21 protein-coding genes and 1 riboswitch are annotated in these 17,885 nt (G+C 70.0%); of the genes, 11 read left to right on the forward strand and 10 right to left on the reverse strand.

Going from position 1 to position 17,885, the window contains the following annotated elements; genetic code table 11:
* Nucleotides 1-76: 76 nt before the first annotated feature.
* Genes bioD through bioB form a run of 3 tightly spaced genes read right to left on the reverse strand, consistent with a single transcriptional unit; the run spans nt 77 to nt 3,240 of the window.
* Nucleotides 77-793, reverse strand: a complete 717-nt coding sequence (gene bioD, locus ACFVKT_RS07060; protein ID WP_385728448.1) for a dethiobiotin synthase — start codon at nt 791-793, stop codon at nt 77-79.
* Nucleotide 794: 1 nt separating this feature from the next.
* Nucleotides 795-2,087: an adenosylmethionine--8-amino-7-oxononanoate transaminase gene (locus ACFVKT_RS07065; protein WP_385728450.1), complete on the reverse strand. Its 1,293-nt coding sequence runs from the start codon at nt 2,085-2,087 to the stop codon at nt 795-797.
* A complete protein-coding gene (bioB, locus tag ACFVKT_RS07070; protein WP_385728452.1) occupies nt 2,080-3,240 on the reverse strand; it encodes a biotin synthase BioB in 1,161 nt (386 codons plus the stop codon). The genes ACFVKT_RS07065 and bioB overlap by 8 nt, the downstream gene beginning before the upstream one ends.
* 210 nt (nt 3,241-3,450) lie before the next feature.
* Here bioB and ACFVKT_RS07075 point away from each other — a divergent pair, with 210 nt between their 5' ends.
* On the forward strand, nt 3,451-4,575 hold the full coding sequence (locus ACFVKT_RS07075) for an 8-amino-7-oxononanoate synthase (protein WP_385728454.1): 1,125 nt from the start codon (nt 3,451-3,453) through the stop codon (nt 4,573-4,575).
* A 23-nt stretch (nt 4,576-4,598) separates the two neighbouring features.
* On the opposite strand, the gene ACFVKT_RS07080 is transcribed toward ACFVKT_RS07075, so the two are convergent.
* Complete coding sequence (locus ACFVKT_RS07080; RefSeq protein WP_385728456.1) at nt 4,599-4,823, reverse strand: DUF397 domain-containing protein; 225 nt, start codon at nt 4,821-4,823, stop codon at nt 4,599-4,601.
* 9 nt (nt 4,824-4,832) lie between these two features.
* Nucleotides 4,833-5,690 carry a helix-turn-helix domain-containing protein gene (locus tag ACFVKT_RS07085; RefSeq protein WP_385728458.1) on the reverse strand — a complete coding sequence of 286 codons (858 nt, stop codon included), beginning with the start codon at nt 5,688-5,690 and terminating at the stop codon, nt 4,833-4,835.
* 212 nt (nt 5,691-5,902) lie between these two features.
* Here ACFVKT_RS07085 and ACFVKT_RS07090 point away from each other — a divergent pair, with 212 nt between their 5' ends.
* A complete protein-coding gene (locus ACFVKT_RS07090) occupies nt 5,903-6,364 on the forward strand; it encodes an ATP-binding protein (RefSeq protein ID WP_385728460.1) in 462 nt (153 codons plus the stop codon).
* A 43-nt stretch (nt 6,365-6,407) separates the two neighbouring features.
* On the opposite strand, the gene ACFVKT_RS07095 is transcribed toward ACFVKT_RS07090, so the two are convergent.
* The 4 genes from ACFVKT_RS07095 to ACFVKT_RS07110 all read right to left on the reverse strand — a co-directional run bounded on the left by ACFVKT_RS07095 (nt 6,408) and on the right by ACFVKT_RS07110 (nt 9,002).
* Entirely contained in the window at nt 6,408-6,929 is a 522-nt protein-coding gene (locus tag ACFVKT_RS07095) for a DUF6328 family protein (protein WP_385728462.1), read from the reverse strand.
* An 88-nt stretch (nt 6,930-7,017) separates the two neighbouring features.
* Nucleotides 7,018-7,491 (reverse strand): C40 family peptidase, encoded by a 474-nt coding sequence (locus ACFVKT_RS07100; RefSeq protein ID WP_385728464.1) that lies wholly within the window; start codon nt 7,489-7,491, stop codon nt 7,018-7,020.
* 3 nt (nt 7,492-7,494) lie between these two features.
* A riboswitch (cyclic di-AMP (ydaO/yuaA leader) is annotated at nt 7,495-7,659 on the reverse strand.
* Between the two features lie 391 nt (nt 7,660-8,050).
* Nucleotides 8,051-8,359: a hypothetical protein gene (locus tag ACFVKT_RS07105; protein WP_385728466.1), complete on the reverse strand. Its 309-nt coding sequence runs from the start codon at nt 8,357-8,359 to the stop codon at nt 8,051-8,053.
* Nucleotides 8,360-8,366: 7 nt separating this feature from the next.
* Complete coding sequence (locus ACFVKT_RS07110) at nt 8,367-9,002, reverse strand: ATP-dependent Clp protease proteolytic subunit (protein WP_385728468.1); 636 nt, start codon at nt 9,000-9,002, stop codon at nt 8,367-8,369.
* Between the two features lie 121 nt (nt 9,003-9,123).
* Here ACFVKT_RS07110 and ACFVKT_RS07115 point away from each other — a divergent pair, with 121 nt between their 5' ends.
* Complete coding sequence (locus ACFVKT_RS07115; RefSeq protein ID WP_385728470.1) at nt 9,124-9,402, forward strand: type II toxin-antitoxin system Phd/YefM family antitoxin; 279 nt, start codon at nt 9,124-9,126, stop codon at nt 9,400-9,402.
* Nucleotides 9,403-9,536: 134 nt separating this feature from the next.
* Here ACFVKT_RS07115 and ACFVKT_RS07120 read toward each other — a convergent pair whose 3' ends face one another.
* The gene (locus ACFVKT_RS07120) at nt 9,537-10,505 is read right to left on the reverse strand and encodes an ABC transporter permease (RefSeq protein ID WP_385729884.1); all 969 of its coding nucleotides are present in this window, start codon (nt 10,503-10,505) and stop codon (nt 9,537-9,539) included.
* 211 nt (nt 10,506-10,716) lie between these two features.
* Between ACFVKT_RS07120 and ACFVKT_RS07125 the strand changes: the two genes are divergently transcribed.
* From ACFVKT_RS07125 to ACFVKT_RS07160, 8 genes are all read left to right on the forward strand, one after another.
* Complete coding sequence (locus ACFVKT_RS07125) at nt 10,717-11,346, forward strand: TetR/AcrR family transcriptional regulator (protein ID WP_385728472.1); 630 nt, start codon at nt 10,717-10,719, stop codon at nt 11,344-11,346.
* 179 nt (nt 11,347-11,525) lie between these two features.
* Nucleotides 11,526-11,828: an urease subunit gamma gene (locus tag ACFVKT_RS07130; RefSeq protein ID WP_365444797.1), complete on the forward strand. Its 303-nt coding sequence runs from the start codon at nt 11,526-11,528 to the stop codon at nt 11,826-11,828.
* A 16-nt stretch (nt 11,829-11,844) separates the two neighbouring features.
* Nucleotides 11,845-12,156: an urease subunit beta gene (locus ACFVKT_RS07135; protein ID WP_385728474.1), complete on the forward strand. Its 312-nt coding sequence runs from the start codon at nt 11,845-11,847 to the stop codon at nt 12,154-12,156.
* Nucleotides 12,149-13,870: an urease subunit alpha gene (locus tag ACFVKT_RS07140; RefSeq protein WP_385728476.1), complete on the forward strand. Its 1,722-nt coding sequence runs from the start codon at nt 12,149-12,151 to the stop codon at nt 13,868-13,870. The genes ACFVKT_RS07135 and ACFVKT_RS07140 overlap by 8 nt, the downstream gene beginning before the upstream one ends.
* A gap of 13 nt (nt 13,871-13,883) precedes the next feature.
* Nucleotides 13,884-14,558: an urease accessory protein UreF gene (locus ACFVKT_RS07145; RefSeq protein ID WP_385728478.1), complete on the forward strand. Its 675-nt coding sequence runs from the start codon at nt 13,884-13,886 to the stop codon at nt 14,556-14,558.
* Nucleotides 14,559-14,703: 145 nt separating this feature from the next.
* On the forward strand, nt 14,704-15,381 hold the full coding sequence (ureG, locus tag ACFVKT_RS07150; protein ID WP_385728480.1) for an urease accessory protein UreG: 678 nt from the start codon (nt 14,704-14,706) through the stop codon (nt 15,379-15,381).
* Nucleotides 15,378-16,142 carry an urease accessory protein UreD gene (locus ACFVKT_RS07155; protein ID WP_385728482.1) on the forward strand — a complete coding sequence of 255 codons (765 nt, stop codon included), beginning with the start codon at nt 15,378-15,380 and terminating at the stop codon, nt 16,140-16,142. Before ureG ends, ACFVKT_RS07155 begins: the two co-directional genes overlap by 4 nt.
* Nucleotides 16,143-16,280: 138 nt before the next feature.
* A complete protein-coding gene (locus ACFVKT_RS07160; protein WP_385728484.1) occupies nt 16,281-17,876 on the forward strand; it encodes an alpha/beta hydrolase in 1,596 nt (531 codons plus the stop codon).
* Nucleotides 17,877-17,885: the final 9 nt, after the last annotated feature.

Here is a 17,885-nt window from a genome sequence, read left to right on the forward strand (position 1 = left end):
GTTCGTCGGCCGCGGGTGGTTCGTGGCTGGTCGCGCCCACGCGGCGGAGCCGCACGGTGTCACAGCCCCGCGCCCCTTACGGGGCGCACCCGGCACTGAAGGCGACCGCGTCCCAGGTCCCGCCCAGCCTCGGCGCCAGCCAACTCGGCGCCCCCGCGCGGAAGTCGGCGGGTTCGACAACCCCCGCTCCCTCCGGAACCGCACCTAGCAGCGGAGCTCCCGCCACCTCCGGAAGGTCCGCGAGGTTGCAACGGGACGCCAGGTCCGGGTCGTTGGGCCAGCAACCGATGACGACACCCGCGAAGTCCAGCCCCCGGCGACGGAGTTCACGTGCCGTCAGCTCCGTCGTGTTCAGCGTGCCCAGGCCCGCCGAGGCGACGACCAGCACCGGCGCCTCCAGCAGCCGTGCCGCGTCCGCCAGCGTTCCGCCCTCGTCGTCGAACCGTACGAGCAGCCCGCCCGCGCCCTCCACCAGCACCAGGTCGTGCTCGGTGGCCAGCTTGGCCGCCGCTTCCGCCACCTCGTGGGGTCGCACCGGCGCGAGCCGGGATCGCCGCGCGGCCGTCGCGGGGGCCAACGGCTCGGGATACCGGGCGAGTTCGAGCGTGGTCACGGCGCCCGCGAGCCGGGCCACCTCGTCGGCGTCGCCGCGTTCGTCCGGACGTACGCCGGTCTGTGCCGGCTTGAGGACGGCCACGGACCGCCCGGTCGCGGCGGCTGTGGCGGCGATGGCGGCGGTGACGATCGTCTTGCCGACCTCCGTGCCCGTCCCCGTGATGACCAGGATCGTCATGTCAGCCTTCCCGTGCCGCGGCGCACACCGCGCGCGTGATCTGTGCAAGGTCCGTGTCGTCGGTGATGTACGGCGGCATCGTGTAGACGAGATCGCGGAACGGCCGTAGCCAGACCCCCTCGCGGACGGCGGCTCGCGTGGCCGCCGTCATGTCCACCTCGTGGTCGAGCTGGACGACGCCGATCGCGCCCAGGACACGTACATCGCGAACGCCCGGCAGATCGAGGGCGGGTTCAAGCCCCTCCCGCAGGCCCGCCTCGATCCGCTTCACCTCGGTCCGCCAGTCCTGCCCGAGCAGCAGGTCGATCGACGCGCAGGCCACGGCGGCGGCCAGCGGATTACCCATGAAGGTGGGCCCGTGGGCCAGCACCGGAACCTCGCCCTGCGAGATCCCGCCGGCGACTCGCGCTGTGCACAGCGTGGCCGCCATCGTCATATAACCGCCGGTCAGCGCCTTCCCGACGCACATCACGTCGGGTGTCACGCCCGCGTGCTCCGCCGCGAACAGCGCGCCCGTGCGCCCGAACCCGGTCGCGATCTCGTCGAAGACGAGCAGCACGTCGTGCGCGTCGCACGCCTCGCGCAGCACCCGCAGATACGCGGGGGAGTGGAACCGCATCCCGCCCGCGCCCTGCACCACCGGCTCGACGATCACCGCGGCCAGTTCGTCGGCGTGCCGCTCGATGAGCGAGCGGAGCTGGTCCGCGTACGACTCCTCGTACGCGTCCGGCGGTGCATCCGCGAAGATCTGCCGCGGCAGCACGCCCTGCCACAGCTCGTGCATCCCGCCCTCGGGATCGCATACGGACATCGGCTGCCAGGTGTCCCCGTGGTACCCGCCGCGCCAGGTCAGCAGGCGTTGCTTGGCAGGGCGGCCGAGCGAGCGCCAGTGCTGGAGGCACATCTTGACGGCGACCTCGACCGACACCGAACCGGAGTCGGCGAGGAAGACGTGCTCGAGCCCCTCCGGTGAGATGTCGACAAGTCGCTTCGCCAGCCGTACGGCGGGCTCGTGGGTCAGCCCGCCGAACATGACATGGCTCATGCGATCGAGCTGGCCGCGCGCCGCGTCGTTGAGCACCGGGTGGTTGTAGCCGTGGATGGCCGACCACCAGGACGACATGCCGTCGATCAGCTCGCCCGAACCGTCCGCCATCCGCAGCCGTACGCCGCTCGCCGACTCCACGACGAGCGGTTCCTGCCGCCCGGGCATCGGCCCGTACGGATGCCATACATGCCGCCGGTCGAGATCGAGCAGCTCGCGTACTGACCCGGGCGCGGGCAGGTCAGGCATTGGGTGCGAGATCCGTTCCGGCACCTCGACGGCGTACGGCGACAAGGTCCGTACGCGCCTCGGCGGGCGTTCCCGCGGAAGTGGCAGGAGCCGAAGCGGAACCGCACGCGCCGCCCCCCTCGTGCGAGCCACAGCCACCACCCTCCACAACCCGGTGCTCCGGCAGCGTCACCTCGCCCGCGCCCTCCACCTCGAACCCGGCGTCCGCGATCATGTCGAGGTCTGCCTTGCCGGCCTGGCCCTCGCTGGTGAGGTAGTCGCCGAGGAAGATCGAGTTGGCGAGGTGCAGGGCCAGCGGCTGCATCGTGCGGAGATGGACCTCGCGGCCACCGGCGATACGGACCTCGACGTCCGGGCAGACGAACCGGACCATCGCCAGGATCCGCAGACACCGCTGGGGCGTCAGGTTCCACTCCTTGGCGAGCGGGGTGCCCTCGAACGGGATCAGGAAGTTCACCGGAACGGAGTCGGGGTCCAGCTCGCGCAGCGCGTAGACGACGTCGACCAGGTCCTCGTCGCTCTCGCCCATGCCGGCGATCAGGCCCGAGCAGGCGGACAGGCCCGCGGCGTGCGCCTTCTGGACGGTGTCGACCCGGTCGGCGTACGTATGGGTGGTCGTGATGTCCCCGTACGTCCCCTCGGACGTGTTGAGGTTGTGGTTGTACGCGTCCGCGCCCGCCTCGCGCAGCCGCTCGGCCTGGCCGTCGTTGAGCAGGCCGAGGCAGGCGCACACCTCGACGTTCTCGTTGCCGTCCTTGATGGCCTTGATCGTGTCGGAGACCCGGTCCACGTCACGGTCGGTCGGACCGCGTCCGCTGGCCACCAGGCAGACCCGCTTGGCGCCGCCGGCCAGGCCCGCCGCGGCGGCCTTGGAGGCCTCGTCCGGCTTGAGCCAGGTGTACTTGAGGATCTCGGCCTTCGAGCCCAGCCGCTGCGAGCAGTACGAGCAGTCCTCGGGGCACAGACCCGACTTGAGGTTGACCAGGTAGTTGAGTTTCACCCGACGGCCGAACCAGTGCCGGCGCACCTTTCCGGCCGCGGCCACCACGTCGAGCACGTCGTCGTCGGAGGTGGCCAGCACGGCCAGAGCTTCGTCGCGGGTCGGCAGCTCGCGCCGAAGCCCCTTGTCCACCAGCGTGTTCAGCAGGTCCATGAGGTCCGATCCTGGCGCATACGACCGCTCTCGGCCAAGGAGAGTTTGCACAACAGACGCGGTTCGACGTGTGGGTATTGCCACATCCTGGGTGGCTGAGGCGGCGGCTAGGGTCTGTGCACTGCCTACAAAAACCACGGCTGACAGAAACGACGGCTCATAAGAACACCGGCGGCACAACTCCCGTCCCTCCGGTCAGGAGGAGGACCCATGGCGTTCGGCTGGATCGACGAGCAGGCGCAGGCGCGCCGTCGGGCCGGACTCGTCCGCACCCTGCGCCCGCGCCCCGCCGATTCCCCGCTGCTCGATCTCGCGAGCAACGACTACCTCGGACTCGCCCGCCACCCGGAGATCACCGAGGCCGCCGCAGCAGCCGCGCGGACATGGGGAGGCGGAGCCACCGGTTCCCGGCTCGTCACCGGCACCACCGAGCTCCACGGCGAACTCGAACGCGAGCTGGCCGACTTCTGCGGCTTCGAGTCCGCGCTCGTCTTCTCCTCCGGATACGCGGCCAACCTCGCCGCCGTCACCGCGCTCGCACCGCACGGCTCCCTCGTCGTCTCGGACGCGGGCAACCACGCCTCACTGATCGACGGCTGCCGGCTGGCCCGCGGCACCACACAGGTAGTGGCGCACACCGACCCGGACGCCGTGCGCAAGGCGCTCGCCACCCACAGGGGACCCGCCGTCGCCGTCTCCGACGCGGTGTTCTCGGTGGACGGGGACGCGGCGCCGCTGGCCGGTCTCGCCACCGCCTGCCGGGAGTTCGACGCAGGGCTGATCATCGACGACGCGCACGGACTCGGCGTGCTGGGCGACGGCGGCCGGGGCGCTCCGCAGGCCGCGGGCCTCGCGGGCGCCCCGGACGTCGTCGTGACGGTCACGCTGTCCAAGTCGCTGGGCAGCCAGGGCGGCGCCGTCCTCGGCCCCGCACCGGTGATCGACCACCTGGTCAACGCGGCGCGCACCTTCATCTTCGACACCGGTCTCGCGCCCGCGGCGGCGGGCGCGGCCCTCGCGGCGCTGCGACTGCTGCGCCGCGAGCCGGAGCGTGCGGCACGGGCCCGCGCGGTCGCGACGGCGCTCCACAGCGGCCTGACGGCCGAAGGCCTGGAGGCGGTACGACCGGACGCCGCCGTCGTCTCCGTGCGCGCGCCGTCCCCCGAACGGGCCGTGCGGTGGGCCGCCGACTGCCGCGAGGCGGGACTCGCTGTCGGCTGCTTCCGCCCACCGTCCGTGCCCGACGGCATCTCCCGGCTGAGGCTGACCGCACGTGCGGACCTCTCCGACGCACAGATCGAGCACGCGGTACGGGTGATCGGCGTAACCCGGTGACGCTCAGTTCGGTCGGATGACGGTCAGCTCAGTCCGGCGATGAATCCCTCCCAGGTGGCGGCGGCGAACAGCAGGGCGGGACCTGCCGTGTTCTTGGAATCGCGGACGGCCACGAGTCCGGACCAGGTTCCTGGGCCCGGCCGGGCCGTCTCGACGCAGTTGTTCATTCCCGTACTACGGCTGCTGCGCAGCCAGCGCACGTCGTGCAGCGAAGTACTGGAAGGTACGTACCGAGGCAGTGCAGACATGGTGCCTCCTTACGCGCCGTCACCTATCACGGCGATGTAATCCAATGAGTCCTCGGGCGAAAGGGCTTGGATCTGAAGGGCGTTGAAGGCCTCGGTGTAGGCCTCTAGGTCTTCTTTCCGTTCGAGATAGAGGCTACTCGTCAAGTGGTCTAGAACAACCACATCCAGATCAGATGTGCTCGGAAAGGAGAAGATAACGAAAGGCCCTGTGACTCCGATGTGAGCTCCGGCGTCGAACGGCAGTACCTGAAGCCGCACTTGGGGCAGGGTGGCGGCCTCCCGCAGCCGGTGCAGCTGGCGCGCCATGACCTCCGGTCCGCCGACGTCCCGTCGCAGCACCGCCTCGTCCAGGACCGCGCTCAGTTTGAGCGGCGGATTCGAACGCAGCACGTCCTGCCGGGCCAGGCGCACCTCGACGAGCGTGTCGAGCTTGCCGTCCTCAAGTCCCCCTACGGCGGCCTGCGTCACCGCACGGGCGTACTCGGGTGTCTGCAGCAACCCGGGCACCACGCATGTCTCCAGTGTGCGCATTCCGCTGGCCTGGGACTCCAGACTGATGAAGTCGCGGTACGTCGGCGGCAGGACACCCCGGTAGGCGTGCCACCAGTGGTGCCGTCCGTCGCCCTCCGCGCCCGCCAGCACGACCAGGAGATCCCGTAACTCGGGTTCCTCGACGGCGTACGCGTCCAGGAGCCGTTCCACGTCAGGGGGTTTGACCCCGCTGGTGCCTGTCTCGATCCGGCTCACCTTCGACTGGTGCCAGCCCAGGAGACGGGCCGCCTCGCCGCTGGTGAGACCCGCGCCGACGCGCAGGGAGCGCAGCTCGGCACCGAGCTTGCGGCGGCGTACTGCGGGACCGTTCTGCATGGCCGTACTCCTTACTCCTTCCGGGCCGCCCAAATACGGTCCTCCGTCGCAGAGTTCACCGCTTCGAGCGACAGATATATGCATATCTCGGTGGATCGCACCCGTGACAGGCCTGGTAATGGCAGTCTGGCGCGAAGCACCAGTCCGGGACCGTACTCGAACCATCCGCTCCGTGTCGGACCCCGGTCCCGTGGGAAAGGGACGACCGCGCCATGGCAGACCATCAGGAAGCATCCGTCACTCTGCCGAGCGATCCAGCCTCGGTCTCCGCGGCCCGGAAATTCGTCGCCGAAGTCCTGGCGGAATGGGGCCTGCCGAGTGACTCCGAAGTCGCCGACACCGTACGCCTGATCGTGTCCGAACTAGCCACCAACGCCGTCCAGCACACTTTCGGGCAGTCACCCACCTTCAGGGTGGACGTCCGCCTCGACCGGGACGAACACCTGCGCCTCGGCGTCACCGACAGTCACCCGCGTTTCCCCAAACGACTGCCCGCCGCCGTCCAGCAGGACAACGGCCGCGGCATGGTGATCATCCGCTGGCTGACCGCGGAGTGCGGCGGCAGACTCACCGTCCGGCCCACCCGTGAAGGCGGCAAGACCGTCGCCATCGAACTGCCCTGGACGGCGCCGGCCGAGCCGGTGGTGACGGCCGGGGGGCCGCAGGAGCCCTGAGAGCCGTGGATACGGCCAGTGGATACGGCCAGTGGCGCGGACCTCACGCTGTGGGGTCCGTGCCTTCTCCTCGGCCCTCGGCGGCGGACGTGACGTGGCGCCGCACCAGCCGGGGCAGAAGGCCCCACAGCGCCAGGCAGACGGCGAGGGTCCCCGTGCCCGCGGCGATCCCGGCACCGCGCCCCAGCGTCACGTCGACGACGAGGAGCACCGATCCCGTGAACGCCAGCATCAGCACGTAGAGGCCGATGTGGGTCAGCCAGGAGGAGACCCTGACGATGGCGGGTTTGGCGTTCTGCTGGAACAGCGCCCGGTGCAGGGCCGCGGGAGCCGTGAAGATGGCGGCGGCCAGGAAGGCGAGCAGCAGCGTGGTGACGTAGATGGCGCGCTGTGTCGTGTCGAGCGACGGGAATCGCTGGGTGAAGGCCAGGGTCAGCAGGAAGGCGAAGAGGATCTGGACGCCGGTCTGGGTGACCCGCAGCTCCTGGAGGAGCTCGGCGAAATTGCGGTCGGCACGCTCCAGCGGCTTCTCGTCGCGCTCCGTGCGGGGACGTTGTTCGACCATGGTGGACGAGTAACCGGTTCGTCCCGTTTCAAGCCCTGTGTCAAGTCCCGTGGGGGTGGCGGCCGGCGCCGCCACCCCCACGGACAGGTCAGCTGACCCGTCCGTACCAGACGCTCTTCGTCCAGATCTTCTGGAGCTTCACGACCTCACCCGACTTCGGGGAGTGCCAGATCTTTCCCTTCCCGGCGTAGATGCCGACGTGGTACACGCTCCGGCCCGAGTGGAAGAACACCAGGTCTCCGGCCTTGCGTTTGGAGGCGGAGACATGGTGCGTCTTGTTGTACTGCGCCGCGGCCGTACGAGGCAGCTTCTTGCCCGCCTTCTTGTACGAGTAGAGCGTCAGCCCGGAGCAGTCGAAGCGGCGCGGCCCGGCGGCCCCGTACTTGTACGGGGAGCCCTTCTTGGAAGCCGCGACCTGGAGTGCCTTCGTCGCAGAAGTGGCCGCAGCGGCGTCGGATGCGGCGCCCGGGACCACGAGGCTGCCGCCCACGGCGGCGATGGTGAGAGCCGAGGCCGTCCCGGCCCTCGTCCACAGCGACGGGACACGATTGAGCGCAGTCATGCGCAACCCTTCGTCAACCGCCTGTGAAGGATGACCTGTCGGATTCGGGCTGGCGAAGTAGCCCGGCCGCGTGGTGCGGCTTCACCCCAAGGACCGCCCGGATCTCTCCGGCGGACCGTCGTGCTGGGTCCTCCACTCCTGCCGATGCACATCTGTCGACCGGTCATCCGGGCGGCGGCAGGACTCGGCGTCCGCCCGGACCGCCCCGCCGGTGCGGCGGGGGCTTGTCGTCGGAAGGGATCTTCACGCATGGATGTCGGAAAATCCGAGCGGAATCGGCAGTTTGTGGGCTTACTCACCACTCACCCGTTCGGGTGGACACTCTGCCGTTCGAGCTAGTGTCCAGAAGGCCGACGACGCCCGTACCAGCAACGGAGGGCTCAAGTCGGCGTCCGCGCTACGCGCGTTGCGCAACTTCTCCGCGCCGTTGGAAGGACCCGCGTCTACGCCAACCGGGGGTACACCATCTGGGCCGTTTGAAGCCCGGGCCGGACGCCTCGAGGGTCGGCGTGTGCGGCGGCCCGGGGTGCGGCTGCGTCAGCGGAACCGATACGGCTGGTCAACTCTCGACACTGGGCGGCAGGGTGACACGGGCCGCCCGCCGTTCGCCGTCCAGGACGCGCAGCGCCTGTGCCAGGGTCGGGGCGTGCACCTCGCTCTCGCCCCGCTGGTGCATCAGTGCGAGGGCGTCCCGCAGTGCCGTCGCCTTGGCCACCAGCGCCTGAGCGGCCCTCAGGCCTCGGTAGGTGTCCCCGGGGCGGGCCGGGTTGATGCGGCCGAGCAGGTCGACCACGTCCAGGTAACGGTCTATCAACTCCGCTTCCGCGCGCGTCAGTGCGGGCAGCGGGGGCAGTTCGGGTGGGAGCATCGGCCGCTCACCTCGCGCCGGGTGTGGGCCGATGAGCCTTGCGGCTCGGGATGACCCCGTCGATCAGCCCGTACGCCAGCGCCGCCGGCGCGTCCAGGATCTTGTCCCGTTCGATGTCCGCGGCGACCCGCTCCGGACTCTGACCTGTGTGCCGCACGAGCATCTCCTCCAGCATCCTCCGAGTACGCGTCAACTCCTCGGCCCGGATGGCCAGATCAGAAGCCTGCCCCTGGATCGGCTCGGGAAACGACGGCTGGTGGATCAGCACGCGCGCACCCGGCAGTGCGAACCGTTTTCCCGGCGTTCCGCCCGCCAGCAACACGGCCGCTGCCGACGCGGCCTGCCCGAGGCAGATGGTCTCCACGTCGCAGGTGACGAACCGCATCGTGTCGTAGATGGCCGTCATCGCGCTGAACGAGCCGCCAGGGGAGTTGATGTACAGCGAGATGTCCCGCTCCGGCTCCAGGTGCTCCAGGTGCATGAACTGCGCCATGACGTCGTTCGCCGAGGTGTCGTCGATCGGCGTCCCGAGGAACACGATCCGCTCCTCGAACAGCTTCGAGTACGGGTCCAGGGTCCGCTGTCCCGCGCTCGTGCGTTCGGTGAATTCGGGCAGGACATGGCGGGCGGACGGGCTGTCCATGGCGCGTGTCTCCTCTGATCGACCTGATCGGCGTCTGTAAAAAATGTACAGGACGTACGCTTGGTCGAGGAGGGAATCGCTCACAGCAGAAGGCGTGAGGGCCCGGTCTAAGCTGGAGGGCATGGCCTACGAGATTCCGGTGACGCAAGCCAGGGCTGAGCTCGCCGATCTGATCAACCGCGTGGTGTACGGCGGTGAGCGCGTCGTCGTGACGCGGCACGGGAAGCCTCTTGTCGCCCTGGTCTCGGCCGCCGACCTGGAACGCCTCGAAGAGCTCCAGGAACCCGCGGGTGAGCAGGTGGTCAGCTCGTACTCCAGCGTCCGCGAGGCGTCGCCCGCTCCGCGCGAGCGACAGAGGTTCGGCATCGCGGCGGAGCACCGGGGGCCCAACGTGTCGTAGGGGCTGGGCCGTTCGGCGAGAGTGGCGAGCAACGGTCGTACGGGTGTGGGCGGGGGCGGTGTGCCGATCGGCCGGCACCGTCCCCGCCGTCGTGTGGCCCGGCTCCGAGGAGAGAAGCGCGCTGGGGCCCCGCGTCAGTTGACCAGCGCGGGCTCCCGTGCGGTGACCGTCTCGTTGGTGGCCGACCCGCGTCGCCTGAGCGTGTCGCCCAGCAGTACCGCTCCCAGGCCGAGCGTGGCCCACCAGGCCAGGGTCAGTGCGGGCCCGGTCGCTGCGGCGCCGTCGAAGAACGACACCGAGCGCAGCAGTGACGCACCCGCGCCCGGCGGCAGCCACTGGCCGATGGTTCCGACCGGCTCGGGCAGCATCTCCGGGGCGGAGGACGCGCCGGAGAAGGGGTTGCCGAGCAGGACGACCAGGAAAGCGCCGAGCGCGATGCCGGGTGGTCCGACGAGTGCCGCGAGCCCCGCGACGGCGCCGCTCACGGCCAGCGTCGACAGGCTCAGCGCGCCGGCCTCGGCCCACCAGTCGCCTGCGAGGACGCCGAGCCAGCTGTGGGTGAGCGTGGCGGCCACCAGGCCGACCAGGACGGCCGAACCGGCCAGCGCGCCGACGGCGCGGAAGCCGCGCAGCCCGAGCAGGGTCACGACGGATCCCGCGGCCACCCCTGCCAGCCCCATGGGGAGCACGCTCGAGGTCAGAGCCGCGCCTCGCGGATCCGCCGCCGGGGCGGGAACCACGTCGACGGTGGTGACGCTCGTGCCCGCAGGGACCTGCCCGGCCACCGCTTGCTGGAGCAGCTGGGCGACGAGCGGGCTCGCCGCGGACGCGGTCAGCAGCTTGGGTCCTTGCTCGGTGGCGACGATCGCTCCGTATACGGTCCGGTCCTCTACGGCGTCCTGTGCGGCGGCCTCGTCGGCGTAGCGGTGGATCTCGAAGGCGCCGTCCTGGTGGGTCAGTTGCTTCTCGATCGGCGCGGTCGCGGTCGCCGAACCCGCCACACCCAGAGGCAGGTCGCGGGGCGCGGTGCGGGCGGCGGGCCACGCGAAGGTCCAGAGCGCGAGCGCCACCAGCACGGGGATCAACACGATCACGGCGGCCATGTTGCGGTGGTGCCGCGGAGGCGGCGAAGCGGCGTCGGACAGGGGAGTGGAAGGGGGAGCGGAGGACATGCGGGGTCTCCCTTTATGCGGATGGTGCGAGTTATGCGGACGGTGTGAATTAAGAGAATGAGCGTTCGTTTTAAGGGTGCTCTCACCATCCTGTGACCCCGTCACCTTGTCAAGAAGGAATGTTCGTTCTACGTTGAACGGCATGGCTCGTGTATCCCAGGAACACCTCGACGCCCGCCGCCGTCAGATCCTCGACGGCGCGGCCGTCTGCTTCACCCGCAACGGCTTCCATGCCTCGTCGATGCAGGACGTGCTGAAGGAGGTCGACCTCTCGGCCGGGGCCGTATACCGCTACTTCAGCGGCAAGGAGGAGCTCATCGGCGCCATTGTCACCGAGGTGCTCAATGAGGTTCGCGAGACATTCGAAGAGGGCGCCCGGCAGAGCCCGCCGCCACCGCCCGACGTGCTCGTGGGTTGGGTCCTGACCAAGATGCTGGACAGGAGGCCGGAGCTGGCTCCCGGAGGGGAGTCGATTCTCCCCCGGCTGATCATCCAGGTCTGGGCCGAGACCCTGCGCAACGAGCACCTGTCGACGGTCATCAACGAGGGGTACGCCAAGGTCCGCGCGGGTTGGATCAAGGTGGTCGAGGCCTATCAGGACGCCGGCATGATGCGGGACGACGTATCGCCCGAGAGCGTCGCGCGCATCATGATCGCCCTGGCTCAGGGGTACCTGGCGCAGCTGGCCCTGTTCGGAGATGTGCCCGTCTCGGTGCTGCAGGACGGTCTGAGGGGTCTGATGAGCATGAGGGAACCGGGCTCGAAGGTGTGAGGGGATCGCTCGCGGTCACCGGTGGAGAACACCCCTCACGGTCACGGACGGATCAAAGGCTGGTTAACGTCGTTGAAACGCCGTCCAACTAGCCTGCGCATCCACGCCACCAGGGGTTTTGGTGGCTGCGGCCACCGGGCCCCGCACGGTCCGGAGCGAGGACTGTGAGGTGGGACGCCGTGCAACTGACCCCGCACGAGCAAGAGAGGCTGCTGATTCATGTGGCCGCCGACGTGGCCGAGAAGCGCCGGGCCCGTGGACTGAAACTGAACCATCCCGAGTCCGTCGCGCTCATCACGTCGCACATCCTCGAAGGCGCGCGTGACGGCCGTACCGTCGCCGAACTGATGTCCTCCGGACGCAAGATCCTCACCCGGGCCGACGTCATGGACGGCATCCCCGAGATGATCCACGACGTCCAGGTCGAGGCGACCTTCCCGGACGGCACCAAGCTCGTCACCGTCCACGATCCGATCGTCTGACGGGGGAGCGAGAGCCATGATTCCCGGAGAGATCCTGTTCGCCGACGGGCCCGTCACCTTCAACGAAGGCCGTGAGGTCACCCGGCTGACCGTCCTCAACGCCGCCGACCGGCCCGTCCAGGTCGGCTCCCACTACCACTTCGCCGAGGCCAATCCCGGTCTGGAGTTCGACCGCGCCGCCGCGCGCGGCAAGCGGCTGAACGTCGCCGCCGGCACCGCCGTACGCTTCGAACCCGGGATCCCCGTCGACGTCGAACTCGTCCCGCTCGCCGGCGCCCGCGTGGTGCCCGGGCTGCGCGGCGAGACCGGAGGTGCCCTCGATGCCTGAGATCTCGCGTGCCGCATACGCCGATCTGTTCGGCCCGACCACCGGCGACCGCATCCGGCTCGCCGACACCGACCTGCTCATCGAGATCGAGGAGGATCGTTCCGGCGGTCCCGGACTCGCCGGTGACGAGGCGGTGTTCGGCGGCGGCAAGGTCATCCGCGAATCGATGGGCCAGTCCCGCGCTACGCGCGCAGACGGCACCCCGGACACGGTCATCACGGGTGTGGTGATCGTCGACCACTGGGGGATCGTCAAGGCCGACCTCGGCATGCGCGACGGCCGGATCACCGGCATCGGCAAGGCGGGCAACCCGGACACCATGGACGGCGTGCACCCCGACCTGGTCATCGGACCCGAGACCGAGATCATCGCGGGCAACGGGCGGATCCTGACCGCGGGCGCAGTCGACGCGCACGTCCACTTGATCTGTCCGCAGATCGCCGACGAGGCGCTGGCCTCCGGCGTCACCACGCTCGTCGGCGGTGGCACAGGTCCGGCCGAGGGCTCGAAGGCGACGACGGTCACTCCGGGCCCCTGGCATCTGGCGCGGATGCTGGAGGCGATGGAGGGATACCCGCTCAACTTCGGTCTGCTCGGCAAGGGCAACACCGTCTCGCGCGAGGCGATGATGTCGCAGATCCGCGGCGGAGCGCTCGGCCTCAAGATCCACGAGGACTGGGGGTCCACGCCCGCGGCCATCGACGCCGCGCTGACCGTCGCCGACCGGACCGGCATCCAGGTCGCCATCCACACGGACACGCTGAACGAGTCCGGCTTCGTCGGCGACACCCTCGCCGCCATCGCCGGACGAGGCATCCACGCGTACCACACGGAGGGCGCGGGCGGCGGGCACGCGCCCGACATCATGACCGTGGTCTCCGAGCCGCACGTGCTGCCCAGTTCCACCAACCCGACCCGGCCGTACACCGTCAACACCGCCGAGGAACACCTCGACATGCTGATGGTGTGCCACCACCTGAACGCGGCGGTGCCCGAGGACCTGGCCTTCGCCGAGTCCCGGATCCGGCCCTCGACGATCGGGGCCGAGGACATCCTGCACGACCTCGGCGCCATCTCGATCATCTCGTCGGACGCCCAGGCCATGGGCCGGGTCGGCGAGGTCATCATGCGGACCTGGCAGACGGCGCACGTGATGAAGAGGCGACGCGGTGCCCTCCCCGGTGACGGCCGTGCGGACAATCACCGCGTACGTCGCTATGTCGCCAAGTACACGATCAACCCGGCCCTCGCACAGGGTCTCGCCCGCGAGATCGGCTCCATCGAGACCGGTAAACTCGCCGACCTCGTGCTGTGGGAGCCCGCGTTCTTCGGCGTCAAGCCGCACCTCGTCATCAAGGGCGGGCAGATCGCCTACGCGCAGATGGGCGACGCCAACGCGTCCATCCCGACGCCGCAGCCGATTCTGCCGCGCCCGATGTTCGGGGCGATCGGGCGGGCGCCGGCGTCCAACTCGTTCAACTTCGTCGCACCGCTCGCCATCGAGGACGGACTGCCGGAGCGGCTCTCGCTCGGCAAGCGGTTCGTCGCCATCGAGTCGACGCGGGCGGTCACCAAGGCGGACATGCGCGAGAACGACGCGCGGCCACGCGTCCAGATCGACCCGGACAGCTTCGCCGTGCGCATCGACGGGGAGCTGGTCGAGGCGACTCCGGCGGCCGAACTGCCCATGGCCCAGCGTTACTTCCTCTTCTGATGAGCAGGTTCTGATGAGCAGGGCAGCGCTTCTCGTCCTGGCCGACGGCCGGTTTCCCGCCGGGGGCCACGCGCACTCCGGCGGGGCCGAGGCGGCCGTCAAGGCCGGGCGGATCACGGGTGCGACGAGTCTTGAGGACTTCTGCCGGGGTCGGCTGCACACGGCGGGGCTTGTGTCGGCCTCGCTGGCTGCGGCCGCCGCGATCGGGGTCGACCCGGTGCTGCTGGACGCGGCCGCGGACGCCCGTACGCCGTCACCCGCCCTGCGTGCCGCTGCGCGTCGGCTCGGGCGGCAGTTGACGCGGGCGGCCCGGGCGACCTGGCCGTCCCCCGAACTCGACGCGCTGGCACGGGAGTTCCCCAAGGGGGCGCATCAGCCCGTGGTGCTCGGGCTGGCGGCGCGGGCCGCCGGGCTCGGGCCCGATGATGCCGCGTACTGCTCCGCGTACGAGGCGGTCAGTGGGCCGGCGACGGCGACGGTGCGGTTGCTGAGTCTGGATCCGTTCGATGCCACCGGGGCGTTGGCCCGGCTTGCGCCGGAGCTGGATCTGGTGGCGGGTGCTGCTGCCGAGGCCGCTCGGCGTGCGCTCCACGACGGGGTCGACGCGTTGCCTGCGGCTTCCGCGCCGCTGCTGGAGATCAGTGCGGAGGTGCATGCGGCTTGGTCTGTACGTCTGTTCGCGTCGTAGGTGTTTTTCGCCCCCTCCGCCCCTACCCGTCCCGTGCCTGGGGGCTCCGCCCCCAGACCCCCGTTCGCCCGAAGGGCTCGTCCTCAAACGCCGGACGGGCTAAAGATATTCACCCCCGCCGGGCAGAGAATCTGGAGCCGTAGCCATGCATCTCGACCACAGCCACGACGGGCCCTCAGCCCTCAGCGCCGACGCCCACCGTCCCGATGGCAGTCGCCGCGCCCTCCGTATCGGGCTCGGCGGGCCGGTCGGGTCGGGCAAGACCGCGACCGTCGCCGCCCTCTGCCGGGTGTTGCGAGAGGAGTTGTCCCTCGCTGTCGTAACCAACGACATCTACACGCGAGAGGACGCCGAGTTCCTGTTGCGGGAAGCGGTGTTGCCGCCCGAGCGGATCACGGCTGTCGAGACCGGGGCCTGCCCGCACACCGCCATCCGGGACGACATCTCCGCCAACCTCGAAGCGGTCGAGGATCTGGAGGACGAGGTGGGGTCCCTGGATCTCATTCTGGTCGAGTCCGGGGGTGACAACCTCACCGCGACCTTCTCCAAAGGGCTGGTCGACGCGCAGATCTTCGTGATCGACGTGGCGGGCGGGGACGACATCCCGCGCAAGGGCGGGCCCGGGGTGACCACGGCCGACCTGCTGGTCGTCAACAAGACGGACCTCGCGCCGTACGTCGGTTCGGATCTGGGGCGGATGGCGGCGGATGCGAAGGCGCAGCGGGCCGAACTGCCGGTGGTGTTCCAGTCGTTGCGGGCCGAGGGCGGGGTCGGTGACGTCGCCGCGTGGGTGCGGGAGCGGCTGGCCGCGTGGACGGCATGACGGCAGGGGTCCGGGCCACCGCACGGATCGCGGCGCGGGACGACGGCCGGGGCGGAACCTCCCTGCCGGTGCTGGAGGGCGACGGACCGCTCGCCCTGCGGCGCACCCGGGGGGTCGGATCCGAGGCGCGGGTCATGCTCGTCGGCGCGATGAGCGGTCCGCTGGGCGGTGACCACTTCACCGTGGAGGCGGAGGCCGCCGAAGGTGCCCGGCTGCACATCGGATCGGCGGCCGCCACCATCGCCCTGCCGGGGCAGGCCAAGGGCGAGTCGCGCTACGACGTACGCCTGAGGGTCGCCGACGGAGGCGAACTGTGCTGGCTGCCCGAGCAGTTGATCTCCGCCAACGGGAGCGATCTGTACGTCTCCTCGCGCATCGAGCTGGCGGCCGGCGCCCGGCTGGTCTTCCGGGAGGAGCAGGTGCTCGGCCGTGCGGGTGAGGAACCCGGGCGGCTCGGCAGCCGGCTCACCGTGCGGCTCGGCGGACGGACGCTGCTGGACCAGGAGGTGGCGTGCGGACCCGGTGCCCCCGGCGGCTGGGACGGTCCGGCTGTCCTGGCGGGACACCGCGCGCTTGGGCAACTGCTCGTCGTACGACCCGAGTTCGCGGACGTGCCGGTGCAGGCGCGGCTCCTTGGCGAGTACGCCTCGCTCATGCCGCTCGCCGGGCCCGCCGTGCTCGTGACCGCACTGGCGTCCGACGCGCTGCGGCTGCGACGGGTGCTGGACGAAGCGCTGAACACACTCCGCCAGGGCATGTGACGTGGGTCTCTCCGCTCAACGGGGCAGGACTCACCGGTTATCGGATTAGTAAAGAAACCCCCGTCACATCTGTTCTCAGATACCTCACAGCCGAAAGGATCCGGGTACCAATCGCAACAATGTACGGGGAGGTCCCACTTGAGGGGCATCAGACCGACGAAACGGGTGACTGCGCTCGGTTCGGCCGGAGCGCTCGTCACGGCGACCCTGATAGCCGGAGCGGTGGCGGCTCCGTCGGCCACCGCCGACGCCGGCCGTGCTCAGGACCGTGAGGCACGTGGCGCGGCAACCGCCGCGGCCAAGGCCGCCAAGGCCGGCATCGACTGGCAGGACTGCCCGGCCGACTGGGCCCTCGCGAAGCCGATCCAGTGCGGCTGGGTCACCGTCCCGCTCGACTACGCGCACCCGAACGGCAAGCAGATCAAGCTCGCCGTCGACCGCATCGGGAACACGGGCACGAAGGAGGAGCGCCAGGGCGCCCTCGTATACAACCCGGGCGGCCCCGGCGGCTCGGGAATGCGCTTCCCGACGCGGGTCACCAACAAGAACCCGATCTGGGCGAACACGGCCAAGGCGTACGACTTCGTGGGCTTCGACCCGCGCGGTGTCGGCCACTCGGCGCCCATCTCCTGCATCGACCCGCAGGAGTTCGTGAAGGCACCCAAGGCCGACCCCGTCCCGGACTCCGAGGCGGACAAGCTCGCGCAGCGCAAGCTGGCCGCCGAGTACGCGGACGGCTGCGCCGAGCGCAGCGGCGAGATGCTGCCGCAGATGACCACGCCGAACACCGCGCGCGACCTGGACGTCATCCGGGCCGCACTCGGCGAGAAGAAGCTCAACTTCCTGGGCGTCTCCTACGGCACGTACATCGGCGCCGTCTACGGCACGCTCTTCCCGTCGCACGTCCGGCGCATGGTCGTCGACAGTGTCGTCAACCCGTCGCGCGAGAACATCTGGTACGAGGCCAACCTCGGCCAGGACGTGGCCTTCGAGGGCCGCTGGAACGACTGGGAGGACTGGGTCGCCAAGAACGACGCGACCTTCCACCTCGGTGACACCCGGGCCGAGGTGCAGGACCAGTGGCTGAAACTGCGGGCCACCGCCAAGGCGAACCCGATCGGCGGGGTCGTCGGACCCGCCGAGCTGATCGGCTTCTTCCAGAGCGCCCCGTACTACGACTCCTCGTGGGTGCCGGTCGCCACGGTGTTCAGCAAGTACGTCGCCGGTGACACCCAGGCGATCGTCGACGCCGCCGCACCCGACCTGTCGGACACCGCGGGCAACGCCTCCGCGGAGAACGGCAACGCCGTCTACACGGCCGTCGAGTGCACCGACGCCAAGTGGCCCACCAGTTGGAAGAAGTGGGACCGGGACAACACGCGGCTCAACAAGGACTACCCGTTCATGACCTGGGCCAACGCGTGGATGAACCTGCCCTGCGCCACCTGGCCTGTGAAGCAGCAGACTCCGGTGAACGTCAAGACCGGAAAGGGTCTGCCGGCTGTCCTGATCGTGCAGTCCACGAATGACGCCGCCACTCCGTACGAGGGCGCCGTCGAACTGCACAAGCGTTTCAAGGGCTCCCGCCTGATCACCGAGAAGGACGCGGGCTCGCACGGTGTGACCGGCCTGGTCAACCCGTGCATCAATACCCGGGTGGACACCTATCTGCTCACCGGGAAGACGGACGCGGCCGACGTGACGTGCACGCCGCACGCCACACCCAAGCCGTAACGCATCAAG

The organism is Streptomyces sp. NPDC127595 (genome assembly GCF_042671685.1).
GTDB lineage: Bacteria > Actinomycetota > Actinomycetes > Streptomycetales > Streptomycetaceae > Streptomyces.